Genomic DNA, 23,275 nt, shown 5'->3' on the forward strand with positions numbered 1-23,275 from the left:
GATTGTTCCCGATTGGTCCCCTTTCCAGATTGCGTGTTCGACATGTCTACGAGTGGCGGCGGTTTATCACCGCAGCCGCGCTCGTGGATGAGTGGACAGATACTCCTCCCTCAGATGTGTGATGTCCACATGAGTATAAACCTGAGTCGTCGAGATGTCCGCATGGCCAAGCATCTCCTGCAACGCGCGCAGGTCCGCGCCACCCTCGAGCAGGTGAGTCGCGAACGAATGACGGAGTGTATGAGGATGAATGTCGAACCCGGCCTGATTTCCGTAACGTTTCACGATACGAAAGAGTGCCTGACGGGTGAGACGAGTGCCTCGGACACTGAGAAACACGGCGGCAGGATCTATGCGAAGCGAGGTCTTCTTCGTCCTGAGATGCGGCCTGCCGGAAACGAGATACGCCGACAGGGCGCGAGACGCCTCACCGGCAAGGGGCACGATTCGCTCCTTGCCCCCTTTCCCGCGCACACGGACGACGCCGCGCTCTTGGTCGAGGTCACCAAGGTCGAGTCCCACGCACTCGCTTACCCTCACTCCGCATCCGTACAAGACCTCAAGCAAAGCGCGGTCCCTCGCGCCCGCAGGTGATGCCGGAAACGGCTGGCTGAGCAAACGTTCGATCTCCTCGATTGACAGGTATCCGGGAAGCTTCAGGGGAACCTTCGGGAGCGGGACCGTCGCTGCCGGCTGGGCGTCCGCAAGGCCGTCCCGAACAAGAAAGCGATGGAAACTCTTCACCGCGGCGACCGACCTTTCGACACTCGCAGGCGCAAGCCCCCGGGTCTGCTCGGCGATGATGAACGCGGCGATGTCATCACGCGTGGCGCACGACGGATCGTCGACCCCGCGAGCGGCAAGAATCCGCTGATAGCGGCAAAGATCGCGCCGATACGAGCTGGTCGTGTTCGCGGGCGAACCTCGCTCGAGCGCCAGATGAGCGAGGAACTCCTCGATCGATGGGTGTCCTGTGGCGGGTCGCATATTCACGATGATACACAGGCGAGCATACTAGGCGTCGAGATGACCGATGATCTCCTCTAGGGGGGTGAAATCCATTCCGTGAGCCTCGGCCACGGGCCGATACGTGATCTGGCCGTCAAGCACGTTCACGCCCTTTGCGAGCGCGGGATCGTCGGCAACCGCTCGTCTCCAACCCTTGTCGGCGATGGCGAGCCCATAGCGAAGCGTGGCATTTGTGAGCGCGAGGGTGGAGGTGTGCGGAACGGCGCCGGGCATGTTGGCAACGCCGTAGTGAAGCACGCCGTCAACAACGTAGGTGGGGTCCGCGTGCGTTGTTGGCCTCGTCGTCTCGATGCAGCCGCCCTGATCGACCGAGACGTCCACAAGCACCGCGCCGGGCTTCATGCTCGGCAACATGTCACGAGTCACCAGGAACGGCGTCTTGGCTCCTGGAAGCAGCACAGCGCCTATCACGAGGTCGGCTTCGGTCACGATCTTTTCGACGTTGTGCTTGCTCGAATACAGCGTCCTGATGCGGTTTGCCCAGATTTCATCGAGGTAACGAAGGCGATCGAGGTTCACGTCCATGATCGTCACATCCGCCCCCATGCCCATCGCCACGTACGCGGCGTTGGTTCCCACCACGCCGCCGCCGAGAACGACCACCTTCGCTGGGGGCACGCCCGGGACTCCGCCCATGAGCACGCCGCGGCCGCCGTTGGGCTTCTGCAGATACGCGGCGCCAACCTGGGCGGCCATACGTCCGGCGACTTCCGACATCGGAGCGAGTAGCGGGAGCTGATGGCTGGGCAGCTCTACGGTCTCGTACGCGATGCAAACCGCGCCAGAGGCGACGAGGCCCTCCGTCTGGGGAAGATCGGGCGCTAGATGCAAGAACGTGTACAGGATCTGACCCGGACGCAACTTCTCGATCTCGAGAGCCTGGGGCTCCTTGACCTTGATGATCATGTCTGCACCAGCGAAGACCTCATCCGGTGTGGCGACGATCTTGGCGCCGGCTGCGGCGTACTGCTCGTCGGTGAAGGAAGAACCCATGCCCGCGCCCGACTGGACAAGCACGTCGTGCCCGTGTGCCACGAACTCAGCGACGCCTCCGGGCGTCATGCCCACGCGAAACTCATTGTTCTTGATCTCTGCGGGGATGCCGATGATCACAAGTCGCGTCCTTTCAGTGAACGGTAATGTGACTTTCCACATCCTGCCGCTCCGGCAAGATGTGCGGTGCTCTTCGCATAGTGTAGCTCACGTCATGCATACGAAGACACCCGGCGGAGTGACCGATTCTATCGCGGCCGTGCGAGTCGCGAGATAACCGCTTCGACGAGGGCCGCGAGTGCCTCCATGTCGGCGAGTGCGATCGACTCTGAGGCGGAGTGCACGTCATGCATTCCGCATGAAAGCACCAGCGTCGGCGCGCCCGAAGCCGCAAACACGCTCGCGTCGCTCCCACCGCCGGTGGTGAAGAGCCGCGGCTCGACTCCGATATCCCCGCACGCGTCGCGTACGACAGCGAGTACCGGCGCATCAGCGGGAACGGCAAACGCACCGTACTGACGCTCCCACGCGATCTCGACACGTCCCCCGTGCCGCGCTGCGGCTTCGCGCATCGCGGTGTCCATCGCTTGGCGGACCTCTTCGACTCGGACGTCATCGAGCGAGCGGCACTCCCCCGTGAGCTCTGCCGTCGCGGGTACCACGTTGGTGGCTGAACCGCTCCTCAACGTTCCCGCGTTGGCCGTCGTCTGCAGGTCTAGCCTTCCGAGTGGCATCGCGCGCACCGCCTCAGCCGCCATCAGGAGCGCCGAAACGCCCTTCTCGGGCGCCACGCCCGCATGTGCCGCGACACCCGAGAACTTCGCGACGAAGGTGTGGTGCGTGGGGGCTCCCACAACGATACCTCCCGGCGGCCCGTCCGCGTCGAGCACAAGGCATAGATCGCCCCTCACCGCGTCAAGATCGAGCGCCTTGGCTCCGGAAAGCCCTGCCTCCTCGGCGACCGTGAGCACAACACGAATCTCACCGTGCGCGACTCCGCGTTCCATCGCCCGTGTGACGCCTTCGATGATCGCCGCGATCCCCGCCTTGTCGTCCGCGCCGAGCACCGTCTCACCCGCCGAGCGGATCACGCCGTCTCGCACCACCGGTTCCACACCTTCGCACGGCTGGACGCAATCGAGGTGCGCCGAGAGGACCAGGGTGGACGCGGACGCATCGACCGCGGGAAGCGTCGCAACGATGTTGCCCGTGTCAGAACCGGTTACGCGCGCCGAATCGTCGACGCGAACGGTGAAACCAATCTCACTCAGCACCAACGCGCAGTGCCGGGCAAGTGCGCCCTCGGCAAACGACGGGCTGTCGATGCGCGCGAGCGCGAGGAATGTCTCGAGCAGCCGCTCGGCAGACATCGCTACCCGTCCGCCGCGTGCTTGCGCGCCACCGCCGCGCCGATGAACTCGCGGAACAGCGGTGCCGGGCGAGTGGGGCGGCTCTTGAACTCGGGATGACCCTGATTGCCGACGAACCATGGATGACCCGGCAGCTCCACCATCTCGACGAGGCGACCGTCCGGGCTCACGCCGCTGATGACAAGCCCCGCGCCGGTCAACCGGTCACGGTACGCGTTGTTCACCTCGTAGCGGTGCCGGTGACGCTCGTAGATGACCTCCTCGCCGTACGCGAAGTATCCCTTTGTTCCGGAAGCGACCTTGCATGGATACGCGCCGAGACGCATCGTGCCGCCAAGGTCATTCACATCGTGCTGGTCGTGCATAAGATCGATCACTGGATGCTCAGTGACAGGGTCGAACTCGGCGGAGTTCGCGCCGTCTAGACCCGCGACGTGGCGCGCGAACTCGACAACCGCCACCTGCATCCCAAGACAGATCCCAAAGTATGGAACCTCGTTTTCCCGCGCGTATCGCGCCGCCCGCACCTTGCCTTCAATTCCGCGGATTCCAAACCCTCCCGGCACAAGGATACCGTCCATCGCCGAGAGAACCTGTTCGACCTCCTCAGGCGTGAGGCTCTCCGCATCAACCCAGTGCACGTTTACCTTATGGTTATGGTAGATGCCCGCATGGTCGAGAGCTTCTGTGACCGAGAGGTACGCGTCGGGCAGCTGTACGTACTTGCCCACGAGCGCGATCTCTACACTGTCGGCAAGCGACGCCGAGTAGGCAACAAACCGGTCCCACTCGGCCATGTCCGGCTCACCACAGGCAAGGCCGAGGCGGTCTATCACCATCTCATCGAGCTGCTGCTCGCGCAGGCGCAAGGGGACCTCGTAGATCGAGCGCGCGTCCTGCGCGCTCACCACCGCTTTAGGCTCCACGTCACAGAAGAGCGCGATCTTGCGGCGAATGCCAGCGTCGATCGGGCGGTCTGAGCGGCAGACGATGAAATCCGGCTGGATGCCAAGTGAGCGCAGCTCCTTTACGGAATGCTGAGTCGGCTTGGTCTTGAGCTCCGAGCTCGCGTCGATGTAGGGCACAAGAGTCACGTGGATGTAGCAAACGTTGCGTGAGCCGACATCCTTGCGCAGTTGACGGATCGCCTCGAGGAACGGAAGCGACTCGATGTCGCCCACCGTGCCGCCCACCTCGGTGATGATCACATCGGGAGCGGTCTGCTCGGCGAGGCGCATGATGCGGCCTTTGATCTCGTTGGTGACGTGTGGGATCACCTGTACCGTCCCGCCGAGAAAATCGCCGCGGCGCTCCTTGGTAACGATGGTCTGGTAGACCGAGCCAGCGGTGACGTTGCACTCGCGTGCGAGCGACTCGTCGATGAATCGCTCGTAGTGGCCCAAATCGAGGTCAGTCTCGCCGCCGTCGTCGGTGACAAAGACCTCACCGTGCTGGAACGGGCTCATCGTGCCGGGATCGACATTCAAGTACGGGTCGAGCTTCTGGATGGTGACCTTGAGACCGCGGGACTTGAGCAGTCTGCCGAGTGACGCGGCTGTGATGCCCTTGCCAAGCGAGCTCACGACTCCACCGGTCACGAAGATGTGCTTGGCCATGTGAGCGTGTCAGCCTCCGTCCGCCTCGGTTCTCGATGATGTCCCTCAGCCATTCTAACCGTGTGAGGACCCAAGCGGGACACCGGATCGCAGCCGTTTACGGTGATCCGTTGCGACGTGGGAGAATACCGCTTCACAAAACGCGTCCTGCACGCTCCGAACGGCTACAATAGCGCCCGGAGAGACTCTCGCCAGCCGTCGCGGCCACGCGGCGCATCCGAGGAGCCAGCGATCGCGACACCCAGTGTAGCCCGTTCGACCGCCATCATGTCCGCCTCGACCGCGCTTTCGCGAGTGACAGGCTTCATTCGCACGTGGGCGATCGCGTACGCGCTCGGCGTGACAGCGCTCGCGGCGTCGTACAGCGTGGCCAACAACATCCCCAACATGCTCTACGAACTCGTCGCGGGAGGCGTGATTTCGTCACTGTTCATTCCCGTCTTCCTCGAGCGCATGACCAAAGCCGGCCGGGAAGACGCGTGGCGGTTTGCTTCCTCACTCTTTAACCTCACGGTCCTCGCGCTCGCCGCCGTGTCCATCCTTGGAACGATGTTCGCGGCAGAAGTCGTCCGCACTCAAACATTCCGGGTCGCACCTGAGGAAGCAGCGCTTGCGACCGCGTTTTTCCGCTTCTTCGCGATCCAAGTGCTCGCATACGGAGCGGGAGCGGTCATCCAGGGGCTCCTCAACGCGCAACGCCTCTTCTTGTGGCCAGCGCTCGGTCCCGTGTTCAACAACGTGGTCGTGATCGTGACATTGCTCGGCGTGTACGTCCCGCTCTACCCGCGCGACCCGGATCTCGCGTTCGTTGCGCTCGCCATCGGTACGACCCTCGGCGTGTTCGTGCAGTTTGGGGTGCAACTGCCAAGCCTCATCAAAGCGGGGGTGCGCTACACGGCAACGATCGACTTCTCGCACCCCGGAATGCGCGCGATAGGCAAGATGGCGCTTCCGGCCATCGTCTACGTGATCACCAACGTCGTCGCGGTCTCGTTTCGCCACGCGTTCGCGTTTGAGGTATCGCCGGCGGGACCGGCGACGCTGATGTACGCGTGGATGTTCTACCAGTTGCCATACGGGATCTTCGCCGTCGCGCTCGCCACCGCCATATTTACCGAACTCTCCGAGAGCGCGGGACGCGAGGAGTGGGAGCGGTTCCGCGAGCGGTTCCGTGCCGGCATGCGCACGACAGCGCTCATCATCATCCCGATGGCCGCAATGCTCATTGCGCTCTCAGGGCCCCTCATCACGCTCTACAGGGCAGGACGCTTTACCTCGGCAGACATCCCTGTCGTAGCCGAGGTGCTCGTGTGGTGGGCAGCCGGCTTGTTCTTCTTTGCCGGATTCATGTTCGTTCTCAAAACGTTCTACTCGCTAAAGGACACCCGCACACCCGCGATCACCAACCTTGTGCTCACGGGCGTTCAAATCGGCCTGTACGCGGTCCTCGCCGGCGGTGTCACGGGTTGGGCCGGTCTCGGTCTGATAGGGATTCCCATCGCCGACGGCATCTTCTTCGCCATAAGTCTCGCCGTGTTGCTGTTCATCTTGCGCTCGAGGGTCGGCGGGCTCGAGATGCGATCCACGGTCTGGCACATCGCGCGCGTCACCATCGCCGCGATCCTCGGCGCTGCGTGCGCATACCTACTGGCAAGCGCGATCGGCAACCCGGACAGCCGCCCCATTGTAGCGGCGCTCGCTGTCATCAGCGCCGGTGTGGCCGGACTCGGCGTCACTTACACGCTCGCGTGGCTCATGCGCGTCCATGAGGTAGCGACCGGCGTGCGCCTCGTACGCAAGCTCGTCACTCGCGGCAGCTGACCGCGTTTACGCCACCCCTCGCACTTCCCGCGCCTGGCCGAGAAGCTCTTCGGCGTGAGCGCGAGACGTCTTGCCGTCTTCACCCGAGAGCATCCGGGCGATCTCAGCGATGCGCGCATCCCCCGTGACCGGCTCGACGCGCGTGACCGTACGGTCGTCCGACTCCTCTTTCCGGACGACGAGGTGATGGTCGGCGAACGCGGCCACCTGGGCCAGGTGAGTCACGACGAGCACCTGATGATTCGCGGCAAGACGAGCGAGCCGCGATCCCACGGCAAGCGCTGTGGCGCCGCCGATACCCGCGTCGACCTCATCGAACACGAGGACGGGCACGTCATCAGCGTCGCCGAGCACCCCTTTGAGCGCGAGCATGACCCGTGAGAGTTCGCCGCCTGACGCGATCCTGGCGAGCGGCCGGGGTGTGTCCCCGCGGGCAGGCGCGAACAGGAACTCGATCCGTTGCGGGCCGTCCGGACCCCACGACTCGAACGGTCTGTCCTCCATGCCAACAGCGAATCTCGCACCGGCCATGTTGAGCTCGGCGACAGAAGCCGCAAGCTTCTCGGTGAACACCGGTACGTGAGCCGCGCGAGCCGCGGCGAGCGCCATGGCCGCAGCCTCCAGCCCCTCGCGTGTCTGTGACACACGCTCCCGGGATTGGGCTAGCCCACCTTCTCCCTCATCGAGCATCGCGAGCCGTGTAAGAGCATCGTCGCGTGCCGCTCGTACCTCAACGAGAGTGGGGCCGTACTTCTTCATCAGGCCCGCTAGCGCTGCTCGGCGGGACTGCACCGCGTCGAGCACAGCAGGGTCATGCTCGATGCCATCTGCGTACCTCATGAGCTCGAGGCCGAGATCGTCACACTCGGCGATCAGCGCTCCGAGCCTATCGGTGTGCGTGTCGAGGGCGGGATCGAGACCCGACACGCGCTGGAGCGCCGCGTACGCAGCGGAAAGCGAGTCAGACGCGCCCTCCTCCCCCCGTAGCGCCTCGCGGGCTGTCGCGCACGCCGCCGAGAGGCGATCGGCGTGCATGAGTCCGGGCAGCCGGGCTGCGAGCTCGTCGTCTTCACCGTCCGCCGGATCGACCGCGTCGATCTCATCGGCCACGAATCTCAGGTAGCTCGCGGCCTTGAGCGTCTCGGCGACCTGTGCCTCGAGGGTCTCGTACTCCCTGACCGCGGCAAGATAGGCCTCTCGCGCCTCCCGGTACTCGTCGCGGGTCCGCAGTGTGTCCGGGCCCGCGGCGCGATCGAGGTATCCGGCGTGTCGCGCGACGCGCAGAAGCGACTGGTGCTCGTGTTGTCCATGCAAGTCCACGTGGTGTCCGAGTGATTCGGCGAGTGCGCCAACAGTGGCCATCTGCCCGTCTATGACGCACCGCGAGCGCCCATCAGCAGCCACGCGCCTGCGTGCCACGATCTCGCGGCCATCCACCACGAAACGTCCCTCGACAAGGGCTTCCGCCGCGCCCTCGCGAACCATACCCGAGTCCGCACGCTCTCCCACAAGCAACTTGAGCGCGCCGAGGAGCGCGGTCTTACCCGCACCAGTCTCACCGGTAAGAACCGTCATCCCGGGAGAGAACTCGATCCATGCTTCGTCGATAGACGCTAAACCGGCCACGTGCACTTCCTCGAGCATCACGGACCCCCGAGGAACTCCGCGGCAACGACACCAAAGAAGTCGCGGCCGTCGAGCTTCACTATCAACACGTCATGCGCGCCTCGCACTATCGAGACCGCGCCGATGTCACTGTCGCACGGCATGAGTACGCCGTCGATCGCCACACGCGCCTCTCGGGTGGCCGTATCGTAGAGAACGAGCTCGACGTGGTCGCTAGCGCTCACCACGAGCGGACGGCTGCGCACCGTGTGCGGCGCCACCGGGACGACAACGGCGCACGCGACCTCAGGAGAGACGATCGGCCCGCCAGCGGAGAGTGCGTACGCGGTGGAGCCGGTGGACGTGGCGACCACGACTCCGTCACAGCGCACGCGGGCCATCTGAGATCCGTTCACCGCGATCCCAACGTCTATTACGCGAAGGTCGGAGCCTCGACCCAAGAACACCTCATTCAGCGCACGGTACGTGCCCGCTTCCCGGCCATCCACGCGTACCGTCGCTTCGAGTGTTCCCCGCCTCTCGATTCGCCCCTCGCCCGCAAGCGCGGCCTCTACCGATTCCATCAGCATCTCGGCGCGCGCACCGGCAAGGAACCCAAGCCTGCCGAGGTTCACGCCGAGAACCGGCACCTCCATCGTGCCGAGAAGGTGAACCGCTTTCAGAATGGTTCCGTCGCCGCCGAGCGCGACGACGAGTGACGGCGCCCCGACGTCTGAGCGCTCAACACCGTGCGCCCCCAGATCACACGCAACGGCATCGTCTGTGACCAGAAGCGGAACCGCACCGGAGCGCGTGAGCCACGCCGCAAGCTCACGCGCGGCGTTGACTGCGGCTGTGTTAGCAATGTTTGGAACCACGAGTACCCGCATCGGTCACACTCCCAACTCATGATGCGCGCTTGAAACGATGGCCGCGATGTCGGCGGTTGCAGGCTCTCCGTCGCGTCCGGCCCACAACCAGAACTCAATGTTACCGTTCGGGCCCTTCAGGGGCGACCACGTCAATCCGCGCACCACGAGCCCCTCTCTCCTAGCCGCCTGTGTCGCCGCTTCGAGCACCTCTGCGTGAATCGACGGATCGCGTACCACACCCCTTTTTCCCACTCGGCCCTTACCGGCATCGAACTGAGGTTTGACCAGCGCGAGCAGTTGACCACGATCGCCGAGCAACCCAACCACATGCGGCATCACCTTGGGAAGCCCGATAAACGACACATCGACCACCGCGAGGTCGAACGGCGCGCCGATAGCGGCCGCATCGACGCTTCGGATGTTTGTGCGCTCAAACACCGTCACGCGGCTGTCAGTGCGAAGCGACCACGCGAGCTGACCGTACCCCACGTCAACAGCGGCGACCGTGGAGGCGCCACGCTGAAGCAAACAGTCGGTGAATCCGCCCGTCGACGCCCCGACATCCACCGCACGCACACCGGTCACATCGATCCCAAAAACTTCGAGGGCGCCAACAAGCTTCTCCCCTCCCCGAGAAACAAACCGGGGAGCGCTCGTGACCTCGATTGGCGCGTCAGGATCGACCCGCTCGCCGGCCTTGGTCACCAACTGGCCATCGACCCGAACCTCACCGGCCATCACAGCCGCGCGGGCGCGCTCGCGCGAGGCAAAAATGCCTCGCTCAGCGAGGAGCGTGTCTACTCGGCGTCGTGCCATGGGTCACTGCCTCATCTCGCGTATGCGCTGTGAGCGCTGACTCCCCGAGCCGTCCATCCGCAAGCCTCCCAAGAACCGCTGCGCGTATCCCCTCGGGGGTCAAGCCTACCTCGGCGAGAAGCGTGCCCATCGCGCCGTGAGTTACAAAACAATCCGGTACCGCCAGACGCATGACAGGAACGTCAATCGCGAGATCTGAAAGTCCCTCAAGCACCGCCGACCCCACTCCGCCAACTCCTGTGTTCTCCTCGATCGTCACGAGCAACGGATGCGTTGCCGCAACGTCGCTCACCGTCTCAAGATCGATCGGCTTGGCCCAGCGCAAGTTGACTACGGTTGCCGCCACACCATCAGTCGCGAGCAGATCAGCGGCGGCCTCGGCCGCGCCCGTCATCCGTCCGATCGCAAGCAGGGCGACATCGCTGCCGCGCCTGCGCACCTGGGCTCGTCCGACCTCGAACACCTCGGGTTCGCTGGGAAGCGGCACACCTGTTCCGGTGCCACGAGGATAGCGGATGGCGACCGGGCCGCGCGCCGCAAGCGCGGTTCGCAACATGCAGACGAGCTCCGCCTCATCTGCAGGCGCCAGTACGAGCAGGTTGGGCACGGACCGCAGGTACGTCAGGTCGAACACGCCATGGTGGGTCGGCCCGTCCTCTCCAACAAGTCCCGCGCGATCAAGACAGAAAACGACGTGCAGGTCTTGAAGCGCTACGTCCATGATCAGCTGGTCGTAGGCGCGCTGCATGAACGTCGAGTAGATCGCCACAACCGGCAAACGCCCGCCAACCGCGAGCCCGGCCGCAAGACCTACCGCGTGCTGCTCCGCAATGCCAACATCGAAGAAGCGTTCCGGGAAACGCGCGGCAAACGCGTCGAGACCCGTGCCTGACGGCATCGCCGCAGTGATCGCTACCACGCGCTCATCGCGCTCGCCCTCGGCAACAAGCGCTCTGCTAAAGGCCTCAGTGTAGGAGATCGGACCGGCAGAGCCGTTGACCTTGCCGGTCTCGACTACAAACGGGCTGATGCCGTGGAAGGTGTCGGGTTTGTCCTCGGCGTGCGTGTAACCGGCGCCCTTGCGGGTGACAGCATGGATGATCACCGGTCCGTCGACCTTCACCGCCCGCCGGACGGCCGACTCGACCGCGTCGATGTCATGGCCGTCGATGGGTCCGACGTACTTCAAACCAAGCTCTTCGAAGAGCATCCCAGGAACAAGCAACTGCTTGACCGACTCTTTCGCCGCCTCGCCCGCAGCCACCATCGCAGCTCCGATGCGGGTGCGAGCCAGCGCGGATTCGACGTCGTCACGGAGGCGATTGTAGCGAGGATCGAGGCGCACGCGCGCAAGGTAACTCGCAAGAGCGCCCACGTTTTGCGCAATCGACATCTCGTTGTCGTTCAAAATGATGACGAGACGCGTGCCCAAGTGGCCGATGTGGTTGAGCGCCTCAAACGCCATCCCCCCGGTCATCGAACCGTCTCCGATGACAGCGCACACCGTCGCGTCAACGGCCGCCGCATCGCGCGCCAGGGCCATCCCCAACGCGACCGAGAGCGAGTTTGACGCGTGGCCGGTATCAAACGAGTCGAACTCGCTTTCCGCTCGTTTCGGAAACCCGCACACCCCGCCGTACTGACGCAACGTCTCGAAATGCTCCAACCTGCCGGTGAGCAGCTTGTGGACGTAGGACTGATGACCGACATCCCACACGATCGCATCCGTGGGACATTTCAGAGCACGGTGCAAGCCGATCGTGAGTTCAACAACACCGAGATTGGGCGCGAGATGCCCCCCTGTTTTGGCGACAGTCGAGACAAGGGTTTCGCGAATCTCACGCGCAAGTACCGCAAGCTCCTCTGCCGAGAGGCCCGCAAGATCACACGGAGCCGAAATCGTCTCCAGGATGCGCTGATCGCTCAACGATCGGTCATCTCCAAGGTCACGATGGTTCCTCTTCGCGCGGCTCGGCGACGGAACGCCACTCCGTGTGATCCGAGAGCTCCGTACAGACATTAGCCAACCGCACGCCCTCCTCGAGCAGATCGAGGCTCTTCTCGAGCGAGCAGTCCTTCTTGCGGACCTGGACGACGATCTCCTCGAGACGCGTCCGCGCCTGCGCGAACGTATACCGCTCGTCAGCCACCGAGATCCTCCACTCTCTGTTCACCAGGATCAACGGCGCGCTCGGCAATCTTGCCGAGAACCCCGTTCACAAAGCGCGATGAGTCCTCTCCGCCGTAGACTTTCGCCATCTCGACAGCCTCGTTGATCGAGACCGAGGCCGGGATCGACTCGCAGAAAAGTATCTCATACGTCGCGAGACGCAAGATGTTGCGATCAACAAACGGCATCCGCGACACGACCCAATGCTTCGACGTCGCTCCAAGCGCTGAGTCGATCTCGGAAAGGTGCTCTGCGGTACCCAGTGCGAGCTCCTTGCAGAACTCGGACGGCTCACCATCCTCGCGGCTGTACGTACCTGAATCGAAAATGTCCGCGACCTCGGACCCGGTGACATCACTCTGGTACAAAATCTGGAGCGCCTGTCGCCGACCCCTGCTCCGCTCCTGCATCCTGCCGGCCGGCCCGTCGGATCCCATCGATATCACTGGGGGAACTCGATACCGTCCACGTAGACATCGACCGAGTCAACCTTGGTTCCCACCTGGCTGCGGATCGAGTCGGCGACCGCTTCCTGAACGGTGCGAGCCACGGTATGGATCGGCATGCCGTAACGCACGGTGATATGCACACTGACAGTGACCGCGCCGTCCTCTGCCGAGGAGACCTCGACGGCCTTGCCGGCCGCTCGATTCACGAGTCCGCCAAGGCCTTGCCCACTCGACGCGAACGCGACGCCTTCTACCTGGTTGACCGCCAGGGTGATGATCGTGTCGAGTACTGAAGGGGCGATCGTGAGCCCCGGTAGGCGGATCTCTTCACTCATCGGCCCTTCTCGCCCCTTCCAGCACAGATCAGATCGGACATGTGCGTGTCAACAAAGTCAGTATAGACCTCGCCGCTCCTAAACGCCTCGGTCTCGATGACCGCCTGGTGAAAGGGGACCGTCGTGGGAATGCCGACGACGATGAACTCATCGAGTGCGCGACGGGCACGCGCTATCGCCTCGGCTCGCGTCTCTCCCCACACTATCAGCTTCGCAAGCAGCGAGTCGTAGTGCGGCGGAACACGATATCCCGAGTAAAGGTGGCTGTCGAAGCGCACACCAAAACCTCCAGGCGGGTTGAACACGGTTACGAGGCCAGGGGTGGGACGGAAGTCGTGCTCGGGATCCTCTGCGTTTATGCGAAACTCGATGGCGTGCCCGCGCATGACGATGTCATCCTGACGGGCGTGTTTCATCGGCTCGCCAGCGGCGATGCGTATCTGCTCTTTTATGATGTCGACGCCGGTGATCTGCTCAGTCACCGGATGCTCGACTTGCACGCGCGTATTCATCTCCATGAAGTAGAACTCGCCGTCCGTGTCGAGGAGGAACTCGACCGTGCCCGCGTTTACGTAATCAACAGCGCGCACGGCCGTGAGGGCGGCCTGACCCATGCGTTCACGAAGTTCCGGGTTAAGAGCCGGGCTCGGCGCCTCTTCGATGAGCTTCTGGTGGCGCCTTTGCACCGAGCAGTCGCGCTCGAACAGGTAGACGGCGTTGCCGTGGGTATCAGCGAGGACCTGAATCTCGATGTGCCGCGGCCGCTTCAGGTACTTCTCGATGTAGACGGTGTCATCCCCAAATGCCGCCGCAGCCTCGTTCTTGGCGGCAATCAGGTTCTTCTCGAGCTCTCCTGCGTTCTCCGCGACGCGCATGCCCTTGCCGCCGCCACCCGCGGACGCCTTGATAAGCACAGGGAAGCCGACCTTCTCGGAGAACGCGAGGGCCTCTTCAGGCGTGTCCACCGCGCCGTCGGAACCGGGCACGCACGGTACGCCAGCCGCCGCCATCGTCTCGCGGGCGACCGACTTGTCGCCCATTTTCTCTATGGATTCAGGCGCTGGACCGATAAACGTAAGACCGCTGTCAGCAACCGCACGGGCGAACCGTGCGTTTTCAGCGAGGAAGCCGTATCCGGGGTGAATCGCTTCAGCGCCCGTGGTCAGCGCGGCCGATATGATGTTGGGCATGTTGAGGTAACTGGATACCGAAGGCGCCGGGCCGATACACACCGACTCATCGGCCATGCGGGCGTGCAGACAGTCACGGTCGGCCTCCGAGTAGACCGCGACCGTCACAACACCCATCTCCTTGCACGCCCGGATGACACGCAGCGCGACTTCGCCTCGGTTGGCTATGAGGATCTTGGAGAACATCTCCGTCAGCTGAGGGGTTCGTAGTAACAGAGCACCGTGCCGTACTCTACGGGATCCGCATCGGCTACCGGGATCTCGCGGACGATGCCGTCCTCCTCGATGGTGATCTCGTTCATGAGTTTCATCGCCTCGAGGATACACACCACCTGGCCCGTCTCGACGGTGTCCCCCACGTTGACGAACGGGTCAGTCGCGGGCGATGGGGAGCGATAGAACGTGCCGACCATCGGTGCTACAAGCTGCCTCCATGTAGCGGGCCGCTCGCTCGTGTCGCGGGGTGCGGTGTCACCGGAACCCGGGGTTGACGCGGGTGTCGCGGAGGCCGGGCTTTGGGCGGGTGAATCGACGTACGCGGACGCGCCGCCCTTACGCACTACGATCTTCGCGCCGCCTTCCTCCACGATGACCTCGCTGATGTCGCTCGCCTCGACGATCTTGATCAGTTCCCGGATCTGGTTCACGTCCACGGAATCTTCCTCCCTGACGGTTTCATACTCCTGGCTCATCATGAACACCGCGCCCTCGACACCCTCCTGGTGCGACGTGAGGTACGCACGCGCCTCGTTAGGGAAGAGGGCGTACATGAGCACGTCTTCCTCGCTGCGCGCGAGATCACCAATCTCCGCCTCGACCTCTGCGTACGTGGTAGTGGCAAAAGAGCCGGGCCTAACATCCGGCCCCAGCGGCTCTTCCTTACCGAGCACTTTCGCAACGATCTCCGCATCCATCTGACCCGGCGCCTTACCGTACAGTCCGCGGATGTAGTCCTTCATCTCCTGGGGCACGACCGCCCACCTCTTGCCGGTGAGCACGTTGATGACGGCCTGAGTGCCAACGATCTGCGAGAGCGGGGTGACAAGCGGCGGAAAACCGACCTCGGCCCTGACCTTGGGTATCTCTTTCAGCACGTCGGTAAGGCGGTCCGCCGCTTTCTGCTGCTCAAGTTGGCTCACAAGGTTGGAAAGCATGCCGCCGGGAACCTGGTGGCTGAAAACCTCCATGTGCATGAGTGAGGTCACACCGCGCTTGAACTTGTTTTTTATCCGCACGTTCTCCCAGTACTCGGCGATCTCGAAGAGCAAGTCGAGATCGATTCCGGTATCGTACGGGCTCTCTTTGAGCGCGGCCACAATCATCTCGACAGCTGGCTGACTGTTGCCAAACGCCAACGCGACGACGGCGGTGTCGATAATGTCCGCACCCGCCTCCACCGCTTTGAGGTAGTTCATCGGAGCCATGCCGCCAATGTAGTGACAGTGCAGGTGCACCGGAAGGCCGACCTCTTCCTTGAGCGCACGCACCATCTTCTCAGTGCGAAACGGCGTCAGCATCCCAGCCATATCCTTGATCGCGATCGTGTCGGCGCCGATGGCTTTGAGCTCAAGCGCGTACTCGATGTAGGAGTCGAGCGTGTGCACCGGTGAGACCGTGTAGCTGATCGCGCCTTCGAACACGCCTCCACACTCTTTGACGGCCGCTCCGGCCACTTCGACATTGCGGATGTCGTTCAGCGCGTCAAATACCCTGAAGACGTCGATCCCGTTACGCTTGCTGGCATGGACAAATCTGTTAACGATCTCGTCCGAGTACAACCGGTAACCAACGAGACTCTGACCGCGCAACAGCATCTCAAGGGGCGTCCTAGGACAGTGCTTCTTGATGGCGCGAAGGCGTTCCCACGGGTTTTCGTCGAGAAAGCGCAGTGCCGCGTCGAAGGTCGCGCCGCCCCACACCTCAAGCGACCAGTACCCGACCGAGTCCATCTTGGGGAGAATCGGCAGCATGTCGGCCATGCGCATCCGTGTCGCCCACAGCGACTGGTGCGCGTCACGTAGCGTGGTATCCATGATGTGGACTGGTCGCATACCGTCATTCCCTCCGAGTTGCGGCGGGCAAGAGGAATCGGTCCCGCATGAACCGGAACCGGTCGTGATCACGATAGTATACCTAGGACTAGACGCGGGTGATATACCGGCCGTCGCGGGTATCGATCTTGAGCACGTCGCCGGGCTCAACAAACATCGGGACCTGCACGACCGCGCCTGTCTCGAGAGTAGCGGGCTTGGTGCCCCCTTGAACGGTATCTCCCTTGAAGCCTGGATCGGTCCCGGTGACCTGAAGCTCTACGAACATCGGCGGCTCGACGCCGATCATCTCGCCACCGGCGGTCACAATCTGCACCTCATCGTTCTCCTTGAGCCACTGTGCGCCAGCGCCAACAAAATCGCCGCCGAGCTCCACCTGCTCGTAGGTGTCTTGGTCCATGAAGTGGAACGCGGCGCCATCGTTGTACAGATACTGCATGCGCTTTGTTTCCACGCGGACGTCTTCGAGCTTCTCGCCAGCACGGAAGGTCACATCCACGACACGGCCTGTCTTGAGTTCCTTGAGCTTGGTGCGCACAAACGCCCCGCCTTTGCCCGGCTTGACGTGCTGGAACTCGACGATGATCCACATCTTGCCATCGTGCATGACGCACATGCCGTTCTTGAGGTTGTTGGTTGAAACTGCCACGTGAGTTACCTTCCTGCCCAGGGTGCCTAGTTGAGCTCTATGAGCTCCGCGGGTGAGCGTGTGAGCACCCGGCACCCCCCGTCTTCCACAACGATACAGTCCTCGATTCTAACACCGAAGCGTCCCTGCAAGTAGACGCCCGGTTCAATAGTGATGACGCTTCCCGCCTTGACAACGCGCTCACCTCGCTGGGACACGCTCGGCAGCTCATGGACGGCGAGTCCCACCCCATGACCAAGTCCGTGGCCAAAGTGTTCCGCCAGACCAACGCGCGCTAAGGCATCGCGAGCGGCCGCGTCGATCTCGATCCCTGTCTTGCCCGCCGCAACACCCGCGACGCCAGTGCGTTGTGCCTCGAGAACCGCAGCGTGGACGCGACGAACCTCCTCGGTTGCCGTGCCGAGAACCACCGTTCGCGTCATGTCAGAACAGTACCCGCCGATTCGCGCTCCAAAGTCCATCGTGAGCACGTCTCCCTGCTCGAGCACGCGGTGCGTAACGCCAGCGTGCGGCATCGAGGAGTGCGGACCAGATGCGACGATACTCGGGAAGGCGAGGCCCTCAGAACCGTTGCGGCGCATGAAGACCTCCAGTTCGAGCGCGACATCGATCTCGCGAAGCCCAGGCGCCAACACACCGAGTACGTAGTCGAACGCACGATCGCCGAGCGCGCACGCCGCCTCAATCCGGGCCGTCTCTTCAGCATCTTTGACCTCGCGGAGCTGCTCGATCACATCGTCAAGCACTTCGAGGCGACCTTCGAAACGCTCGGCGATCATGCGATAACGCCGGTATGGGAGCCCAGACTCCAGCGCAAGGGCCTTCGTGCCAGACGCCGCAATCCGCTCGAGCGCCGGCTCGAAAAGCGGGCCCGTAGCGAGTACGACCTCCCACGGTGTCCCATCGGCGGCGCTACGGACCGCCTCCACGTAGCGGCTGTCGGTGAAGAGCACGGCCTCGTCGTGCGTGACCAGCGCCGCAACCGCCGCCTCGTCATCGAACACGTCGGCAAAGCCGGTGGCGTAGCGAACGTTAGCGACGGTGGTGACGAACATCGCATCGAGAGGTACCTGGACAAGCCGCTCGCGCAACGCCACGACTCTTGCTCCAACCGTCACCGGCCGCCCTCCGCAAGAGAGATCGCCGCTTCGATGCCGAGCACGTATGAGATCGGTCCAAAACCGGAGATCTGACCCGTGCACACGGAGGTGATGACACTGCGGGCGCGAAATTCTTCGCGCGCGGCGACGTTGCTCAGGTGCACCTCGATCACTGGCACGGCAACCGACGCGATCGCGTCACGCAGCGCGTACGAGTAGTGCGTTAGCGCGCCCGGGTTGATCACGATCACGTCAACCTCGCCGACCGAGTTGTGTATCTCGTCGATGAGCTCACCCTCGTGGTTCGACTGGAAGAACGTCACGTCCACGTCGGCGGCTGACGCGCGGGAGACCACAAGTGTCTCGATATCATCAAGCGTCGCACTTCCGTACACATCAGTCTCCCGCGTGCCGAGCATGTTGAGGTTAGGACCGTTCAAGACAAGTATCTTCACCGATCTGCGCCCCTTTCTTCGGGATTCTCCAACCACCGGGTAAGCGTACGCACAAGAAGTGTCTCATCAACCGGGATGACGACATGGCCTCCCGGTTCGGGCACGAACACGTAGCGGACACTGCCACCACGCGCCTTCTTGTCGGAGCGCATCGCATCGACCAGCGCGACCGCGTCACGCGGGTAGTGCGGACGCTTGATGCCGAGCGCGCCGAGAAGTCGCTCCTGAAGCGCGCCCGTCTCGAAAGACGCGCCGACGGCCTCCTCGGCGAGATAAGCGGCAAACCGCATGCCCTCCGCCACAGCCGCGCCGTGAGGTACCGCCCCGTAACCCGCCACCCGCTCAATCGCGTGCCCGAGCGTGTGCCCATAGTTCAGACTCTCGCGCTCACCCGACTCCCGCTCATCGGCCTCGACAACCGCTACTTTGAGCGCGAGGGCACCTCTCACCGCCTCGATGACCGCGCCGTTGTCGCGCTCGATCAGTGCCTCGGCGTGATCGATCAGCCATGCCACGCGCGCGTGAGACTCAAGCATCGCCGCCTTTGCGACCTCCGCGAGGCCACTCGACCACTCAGCTTCCGGTAGCGTGCGAAGCGTTTCAGTGTCCGCGAGCACGATACGCGGTTGCTTGAAGGCCCCGACGAGGTTCTTGCCTGCCGCCAGGTCGACACCCGTCTTGCCGCCAACTGAAGAGTCAACCTGCGCAAGCAGGGTCGTCGGCACCTGCACGTAGTCGACACCGCGCAGGTAGACCGCCGCTACGAAGCCAGCGAGATCGCCGACAACACCCCCGCCGCACGCGACAATCGCGCCGGTACGGTCGATCCCCTCGGCGGCAAGGCGCTCGACGACGGCACCGGCCCGCTCCCAAGACTTGCTCGGCTCGCCGGGAGGAATCACGATCTCGGCGACGCGAAAACCGGCCGCGGCAAGCGAGGCAGCCACGCGCTCGCCATAAAGCGGGTACACGGTCTCATCCGAGATAAGCGCAAGCGCGTGCGCGCCGGAGACCTCACGCACGCAGCGCCCGGCTTCATCGAGTACGCCGGTGCCAATCACCACGTCGTACCCGGCCCCAGGCACGTGTACCGGAACGCGGATCTCGCGAGCCATTTCACGCGCCCCTCTCGGCGAGTAGCGCGCTCACGCACTCAACGACGCGGGCGGCCACGTCGTGCGCCGCCACACCTGAAGTGTCCACGGTAACATCAGCGACCGCTCGGTAGAGCGCCTCACGCGCGCCGAGGAGTGTCGACGCCATCGTCACGGCGTCGCCCCGCGCAAGGAGCGGCCGCCCGCTCGTGTCTCCAATACGCGCAATCGCCTCTTCAGCGCCCACGCGCAGATACACCACGACCCCCGTCTTCTGAAGCGCACGCCGGTTGGCATCGTGCAGGATAATGCCACCTCCGCACGCCACAACTGAGGGGGACTCGAAAGCGAGGGACTCGAGCGCCGCGCTTTCAGCCGCGCGGAACGCTTCTTCACCGCGCGCCTCGAACATCTCGACGACGCTCATACCAGCCGCCGTCTCGATACGAGCGTCAAGGTCAATAAACGGCATGCCGAGCTTCTCGGCCACGAAGAGCCCTACCGTCGACTTGCCCGATCCCATGAACCCGACAAGGTAGACGTGGTTCACCGTGCTATCCTCTCGCGATACGCGCCGAGCGCAACGAGCATGTCGGCAAGGCAGCTCGAGGAAAACATCTCTGTGTAAGCGCGCGCGAGCACAAACGCCACTTCTGCTTCTCCAACCACAGCGGCGGCAGGCACCGCGCAGACGTCCGAGCGCTCCGTCGAGGCGTCCACCGGCTCATGCGTGCGCAGGTCCACGCTCGCGAGTGGACGCATGAGCGTGGGGATGGGCTTCATCGCGGCGCGCACGACGACCGGCGCTCCGTTGGTCATCCCGCCCTCGATTCCGCCAGCGCGGTTGGTGCGGCGAACGAACCCATCGTGCGGATCCCAGACGATCTCATCGTGCACCTGAGAACCGGGACGTGCCGCGGCGGCAAACCCGTCGCCGATCTCCACGCCCTTGATCGCAGGGATCGACATGAGGGCGGCTGCAAGTTGGGCGTCAAGCCGTCCAGAGCTCTCGGCGTACGTACCAAGACCCGGGACGAGTCCTGTCACGGTCACGAAAAACGTCCCGCCGAGACTCTCACCAGCCTCGCGAGCAGCGTCGATGGCCGCGCACATCCGGCTCGTGGCCTCGGCGTCGGGGCAGCGCACGGCGCTTCTCTCCACGGCCTCGACGTCAACTGCCGCCGGATCTGTGACAGCCGGCATCTCCTCGGGTCCGATGGAGTGCACGTACGAGACAATCCGTACGCCCACCTCAGCGAGCAGGGCCTTGGCTACCCCTCCCGCCGCAACGCGCGCCGCAGTCTCCCGGGCGCTCGCACGCTCGAGCACGTCCCGGCAGTCATCCGATCCGATCTTGAGCACGCCCGGCAGATCAGCGTGCCCCGGTCTGGGAGCGGTCACCCGCGCAGCATCGGTGGGGTCTCCGTGAGGCGACATGACGTCGGTCCAGTTGTCCCAGTCGCGGTTAGCGACGGTCAAGGTGATAGGCGAGCCAATCGTACGGCCAAACCTCACGCCCGAGAGCACGAGTGCCTGGTCCCTTTCGATCGCCATCCGGCCACCACGCCCGTATCCAGCCTGCCGGCGCACGAGATCAGCGTCGATACGCGCGCGATCGATGGGTACCCCTGCGGGCACGCCGGTCACGATCGCCGTCAGCGCTCGTCCGTGGGACTCACCAGACGTGAGATATCGCATGCTCGCCTCCGGTATGCGGGTCGGGTGTACGATTCTACCACCGGATTCCCCGCGAGGCGGCTACTTGGCGGCGCTTACGACCCCTTGTCCCACCGTAAGTGTCACCCGCACGTCACCGAAGAGCATCACAACGGAGCTGCCCGAGATGCTCTGTACCTTCCACGGCGTCCCAGATATCTCTCCTCCAGCCGCCAGCGTGTACGAGGCGCCGTCGAGGAAGAGAACCGCTGCGGTCACCCCATCGACGGTCACAATATCACGCAGGAAGAGCGTACCGTCGGGCAAGGTGACGCCAGGATCGTCAGGAGCGCCCGGCTGACCGGGAGCGACCGTCTGGTCGGCTGAGGGCTCGGGTATCGGCAGGATGAGCGGCGCGAAAATGTCCCTAAACGTGAACACGCGCTTGAGGTCCACCGGAGCCGGTTCCGCCGGTTGCTCCTCCTCGACAGGCTGAGGAGCGCCCGGTTGGACGACGGGATCGGGTGTCGGCACATCACCGGGGGCACCGCCCAGAGCGAACAGAAAGACCGCGGCGGCGGCGAGTCCAGCAACGGCGAGTAGGCCCAGGACCGCGCCCGCAATCAACATCGTACGCCGCGAGCCACCCGTCCGGGAAGCCGCAGAACCACTCTGCGCCGAAGCGCCAGGCACCTGTTCTTCGATGTTATAGCCCATCTCGTTTGCCACAGTTCGCCTCCCCTCTCTACTGGGTTGTCTCGGCCCCAGGCTCCACCGGCGGCGCTACAGGGACAATCTCGGCCGGCATTGTATACACCACGAGGCCGATCGCGGTCTCCACAAGAGCAGGTTCGTCGGTCTCGGTTTCAGTCTGTTCTTCGAAGCGCGTGACCGAGAAGCTCTCGACTCGGACCTGCCGCGTCAGCGTACGAAGACGTCGCAGCAAATCCACCGTGTCCTGCCACGTTCCGCGCACGACGACGTCTATGCTGATCGTGCTGTATGGAACCCCCTCAGCCTGCGCCGGTACGTTGGGAGCAATCGACGCGAACTCAAGACCCGAGGCGTTGACCGTGTCCTGCAACTCGACGATCAACGCGGGAAGCTCGGGCGTCTCGGGAATCTGGTTGGCGAGACGAAGCCGCATGGCCTCTGTCTCCGCCGAGCGCGCCTTAATCGACTGCCGCTGCTCGAGAAGCGCTTGTGCCTGCGACACGCCCGCATCCGAATCACTGATCTGGGTGCTGAGCTCATCGACTACGCCAAATTGAGGCACGATGAAAAGTGCGGTCACGAGTACCGCGATTATCGTGATAACCGCGATGGCGATGATCAACTGATAGCGATACGAAAGCTTCACGATGACCTATCGCCCCCTCTCACTGTGCCGACTCTGGCGGGGCAGGCACGCTGGATTCTTGAGCTTCCTCAGACCCAGGTTTCGTGACCCCGGTCGAGATTTCGAACTGAATCGCGGGCTGGTCGAGGAAGGGCGCCTTCGCCGAGGTGTTCAACCATACGCTCGTGATCTGTTCGAGGTCAGCGAGGCGCACGAGTGTCTTCGCGACCGCCTTGTGACCCACGTCAGGAACGTCGTCACGACTGTCAACGGCTATCGCGCTGAGAGTGAGGCCATCGATCTCGCTGCACTGCAGGCCGGTAAGCCATACTTCGGCAGGGAGGACGAGGGATATCTCGTTAGCGAGACGACCCCAGTTGACTCTCCCCGCGAGTGCGGCGTTCGCGGCTTCCTGGCGAGCTATAAGCTCGCTTTCCTTCTGCTCGAAGACAGCGAACGCTTCCGCCTGTGACCTGAGCTCCGCTTCGAGCTGCTGGCGATCTTGAAGCTCACCGCGCTTTGCGTTGACCTGAAGCATCAGCAGTGAGTAGGCGCCGGCGAGGACTACGAGCACGAGTGCCCCGCCAAGCAGCACGTAGCGGATCTGCCGCTCGAATCGCCGCTTCTCCAATATCTCCGCGGGGAGGAGGTTGATCCGCACCATG

The 23,275-nt window shown here is 63.6% G+C and carries 23 protein-coding genes; 1 reads left to right on the plus strand and 22 read right to left on the minus strand.

Annotated elements, in window-relative coordinates; translation table 11 throughout:
• Positions 1-66: 66 nt before the first annotated feature.
• The 4 genes from xerD to KGZ40_08920 form a co-directional block, all read right to left on the minus strand.
• Entirely contained in the window at positions 67-987 is a 921-nt protein-coding gene (gene xerD, locus KGZ40_08905; protein MBS3957624.1) for a site-specific tyrosine recombinase XerD, read from the minus strand.
• 27 nt (positions 988-1,014) lie between these two features.
• Complete coding sequence (gene ald / locus KGZ40_08910) at positions 1,015-2,142, minus strand: alanine dehydrogenase (GenBank protein ID MBS3957625.1); 1,128 nt, start codon at positions 2,140-2,142, stop codon at positions 1,015-1,017.
• Between the two features lie 128 nt (positions 2,143-2,270).
• Positions 2,271-3,392 carry a M20/M25/M40 family metallo-hydrolase gene (locus tag KGZ40_08915; GenBank protein MBS3957626.1) on the minus strand — a complete coding sequence of 374 codons (1,122 nt, stop codon included), beginning with the start codon at positions 3,390-3,392 and terminating at the stop codon, positions 2,271-2,273.
• Positions 3,393-3,394: 2 nt separating this feature from the next.
• Positions 3,395-5,008: a CTP synthase gene (locus KGZ40_08920; GenBank protein MBS3957627.1), complete on the minus strand. Its 1,614-nt coding sequence runs from the start codon at positions 5,006-5,008 to the stop codon at positions 3,395-3,397.
• Between the two features lie 267 nt (positions 5,009-5,275).
• Here KGZ40_08920 and murJ point away from each other — a divergent pair, with 267 nt between their 5' ends.
• Positions 5,276-6,829: a murein biosynthesis integral membrane protein MurJ gene (gene murJ, locus KGZ40_08925; GenBank protein MBS3957628.1), complete on the plus strand. Its 1,554-nt coding sequence runs from the start codon at positions 5,276-5,278 to the stop codon at positions 6,827-6,829.
• A 6-nt stretch (positions 6,830-6,835) separates the two neighbouring features.
• On the opposite strand, the gene recN is transcribed toward murJ, so the two are convergent.
• From recN to KGZ40_09015, 18 genes are all read right to left on the minus strand, one after another.
• Entirely contained in the window at positions 6,836-8,455 is a 1,620-nt protein-coding gene (recN, locus tag KGZ40_08930) for a DNA repair protein RecN (GenBank protein MBS3957629.1), read from the minus strand.
• A gap of 17 nt (positions 8,456-8,472) precedes the next feature.
• Entirely contained in the window at positions 8,473-9,324 is an 852-nt protein-coding gene (locus KGZ40_08935) for an NAD(+)/NADH kinase (GenBank protein ID MBS3957630.1), read from the minus strand.
• Positions 9,325-9,327: 3 nt separating this feature from the next.
• On the minus strand, positions 9,328-10,122 hold the full coding sequence (locus KGZ40_08940) for a TlyA family RNA methyltransferase (protein ID MBS3957631.1): 795 nt from the start codon (positions 10,120-10,122) through the stop codon (positions 9,328-9,330).
• Positions 10,088-12,142, minus strand: coding sequence for a 1-deoxy-D-xylulose-5-phosphate synthase (gene dxs, locus KGZ40_08945; protein ID MBS3957632.1), 2,055 nt, complete (start codon positions 12,140-12,142; stop codon positions 10,088-10,090). The genes KGZ40_08940 and dxs overlap by 35 nt, the downstream gene beginning before the upstream one ends.
• Positions 12,069-12,272: an exodeoxyribonuclease VII small subunit gene (gene xseB, locus KGZ40_08950; protein MBS3957633.1), complete on the minus strand. Its 204-nt coding sequence runs from the start codon at positions 12,270-12,272 to the stop codon at positions 12,069-12,071. Before xseB ends, dxs begins: the two co-directional genes overlap by 74 nt.
• A complete protein-coding gene (nusB, locus tag KGZ40_08955) occupies positions 12,265-12,702 on the minus strand; it encodes a transcription antitermination factor NusB (GenBank protein MBS3957634.1) in 438 nt (145 codons plus the stop codon). The genes xseB and nusB overlap by 8 nt, the downstream gene beginning before the upstream one ends.
• 32 nt (positions 12,703-12,734) lie before the next feature.
• Complete coding sequence (locus KGZ40_08960; protein ID MBS3957635.1) at positions 12,735-13,076, minus strand: Asp23/Gls24 family envelope stress response protein; 342 nt, start codon at positions 13,074-13,076, stop codon at positions 12,735-12,737.
• The gene (gene accC / locus KGZ40_08965; GenBank protein ID MBS3957636.1) at positions 13,073-14,452 is read right to left on the minus strand and encodes an acetyl-CoA carboxylase biotin carboxylase subunit; all 1,380 of its coding nucleotides are present in this window, start codon (positions 14,450-14,452) and stop codon (positions 13,073-13,075) included. Before accC ends, KGZ40_08960 begins: the two co-directional genes overlap by 4 nt.
• A gap of 5 nt (positions 14,453-14,457) precedes the next feature.
• Positions 14,458-16,317, minus strand: coding sequence for an acetyl-CoA carboxylase biotin carboxyl carrier protein (gene accB / locus KGZ40_08970; GenBank protein MBS3957637.1), 1,860 nt, complete (start codon positions 16,315-16,317; stop codon positions 14,458-14,460).
• A gap of 88 nt (positions 16,318-16,405) precedes the next feature.
• Positions 16,406-16,933, minus strand: coding sequence for an elongation factor P (gene efp, locus KGZ40_08975; GenBank protein MBS3957638.1), 528 nt, complete (start codon positions 16,931-16,933; stop codon positions 16,406-16,408).
• A gap of 59 nt (positions 16,934-16,992) precedes the next feature.
• Positions 16,993-18,084: an aminopeptidase P family protein gene (locus KGZ40_08980; GenBank protein MBS3957639.1), complete on the minus strand. Its 1,092-nt coding sequence runs from the start codon at positions 18,082-18,084 to the stop codon at positions 16,993-16,995.
• The gene (aroQ, locus tag KGZ40_08985; protein MBS3957640.1) at positions 18,081-18,521 is read right to left on the minus strand and encodes a type II 3-dehydroquinate dehydratase; all 441 of its coding nucleotides are present in this window, start codon (positions 18,519-18,521) and stop codon (positions 18,081-18,083) included. Before aroQ ends, KGZ40_08980 begins: the two co-directional genes overlap by 4 nt.
• Positions 18,518-19,636, minus strand: a complete 1,119-nt coding sequence (gene aroB / locus KGZ40_08990; GenBank protein MBS3957641.1) for a 3-dehydroquinate synthase — start codon at positions 19,634-19,636, stop codon at positions 18,518-18,520. The genes aroQ and aroB overlap by 4 nt, the downstream gene beginning before the upstream one ends.
• A 1-nt stretch (position 19,637) precedes the next feature.
• The gene (locus KGZ40_08995; protein ID MBS3957642.1) at positions 19,638-20,165 is read right to left on the minus strand and encodes a shikimate kinase; all 528 of its coding nucleotides are present in this window, start codon (positions 20,163-20,165) and stop codon (positions 19,638-19,640) included.
• Entirely contained in the window at positions 20,162-21,313 is a 1,152-nt protein-coding gene (aroC, locus tag KGZ40_09000) for a chorismate synthase (GenBank protein ID MBS3957643.1), read from the minus strand. Before aroC ends, KGZ40_08995 begins: the two co-directional genes overlap by 4 nt.
• A 60-nt stretch (positions 21,314-21,373) precedes the next feature.
• Entirely contained in the window at positions 21,374-22,000 is a 627-nt protein-coding gene (locus tag KGZ40_09005) for a hypothetical protein (GenBank protein MBS3957644.1), read from the minus strand.
• A gap of 16 nt (positions 22,001-22,016) precedes the next feature.
• Positions 22,017-22,631 (minus strand): type 4a pilus biogenesis protein PilO, encoded by a 615-nt coding sequence (gene pilO, locus KGZ40_09010; GenBank protein MBS3957645.1) that lies wholly within the window; start codon positions 22,629-22,631, stop codon positions 22,017-22,019.
• A 19-nt stretch (positions 22,632-22,650) separates the two neighbouring features.
• Positions 22,651-23,274 (minus strand): hypothetical protein, encoded by a 624-nt coding sequence (locus tag KGZ40_09015; GenBank protein MBS3957646.1) that lies wholly within the window; start codon positions 23,272-23,274, stop codon positions 22,651-22,653.
• Position 23,275: the final 1 nt, after the last annotated feature.

The sequence above is a fragment of the Clostridiales bacterium genome, from assembly GCA_018333995.1.
Taxonomy (GTDB): Bacteria; Actinomycetota; Coriobacteriia; order Anaerosomatales; family SLCP01; genus JAGXSG01.

Bases quoted from the DNA above. Each gene is read 5' to 3' on its own strand.
- xerD (MBS3957624.1), bottom strand. From the start codon at position 987: ATGCGACCCGCCACAGGACACCCATCGATCGAGGAGTTCCTCGCTCAT.
- KGZ40_08915 (MBS3957626.1), bottom strand. From the start codon at position 3,392: ATGTCTGCCGAGCGGCTGCTCGAGACATTCCTCGCGCTCGCGCGCATC.
- KGZ40_08920 (MBS3957627.1), bottom strand. From the start codon at position 5,008: ATGGCCAAGCACATCTTCGTGACCGGTGGAGTCGTGAGCTCGCTTGGC.
- murJ (MBS3957628.1), top strand. From the start codon at position 5,276: ATGTCCGCCTCGACCGCGCTTTCGCGAGTGACAGGCTTCATTCGCACG.
- KGZ40_08935 (MBS3957630.1), bottom strand. From the start codon at position 9,324: ATGCGGGTACTCGTGGTTCCAAACATTGCTAACACAGCCGCAGTCAAC.
- KGZ40_08940 (MBS3957631.1), bottom strand. From the start codon at position 10,122: ATGGCACGACGCCGAGTAGACACGCTCCTCGCTGAGCGAGGCATTTTT.
- dxs (MBS3957632.1), bottom strand. From the start codon at position 12,142: ATGTCTGTACGGAGCTCTCGGATCACACGGAGTGGCGTTCCGTCGCCG.
- nusB (MBS3957634.1), bottom strand. From the start codon at position 12,702: ATGCAGGAGCGGAGCAGGGGTCGGCGACAGGCGCTCCAGATTTTGTAC.
- KGZ40_08960 (MBS3957635.1), bottom strand. From the start codon at position 13,076: ATGAGTGAAGAGATCCGCCTACCGGGGCTCACGATCGCCCCTTCAGTA.
- accC (MBS3957636.1), bottom strand. From the start codon at position 14,452: ATGTTCTCCAAGATCCTCATAGCCAACCGAGGCGAAGTCGCGCTGCGT.
- accB (MBS3957637.1), bottom strand. From the start codon at position 16,317: ATGCGACCAGTCCACATCATGGATACCACGCTACGTGACGCGCACCAG.
- efp (MBS3957638.1), bottom strand. From the start codon at position 16,933: ATGTGCGTCATGCACGATGGCAAGATGTGGATCATCGTCGAGTTCCAG.
- aroB (MBS3957641.1), bottom strand. From the start codon at position 19,636: ATGGCTCGCGAGATCCGCGTTCCGGTACACGTGCCTGGGGCCGGGTAC.
- aroC (MBS3957643.1), bottom strand. From the start codon at position 21,313: ATGCGATATCTCACGTCTGGTGAGTCCCACGGACGAGCGCTGACGGCG.
- KGZ40_09015 (MBS3957646.1), bottom strand. From the start codon at position 23,274: ATGGTGCGGATCAACCTCCTCCCCGCGGAGATATTGGAGAAGCGGCGA.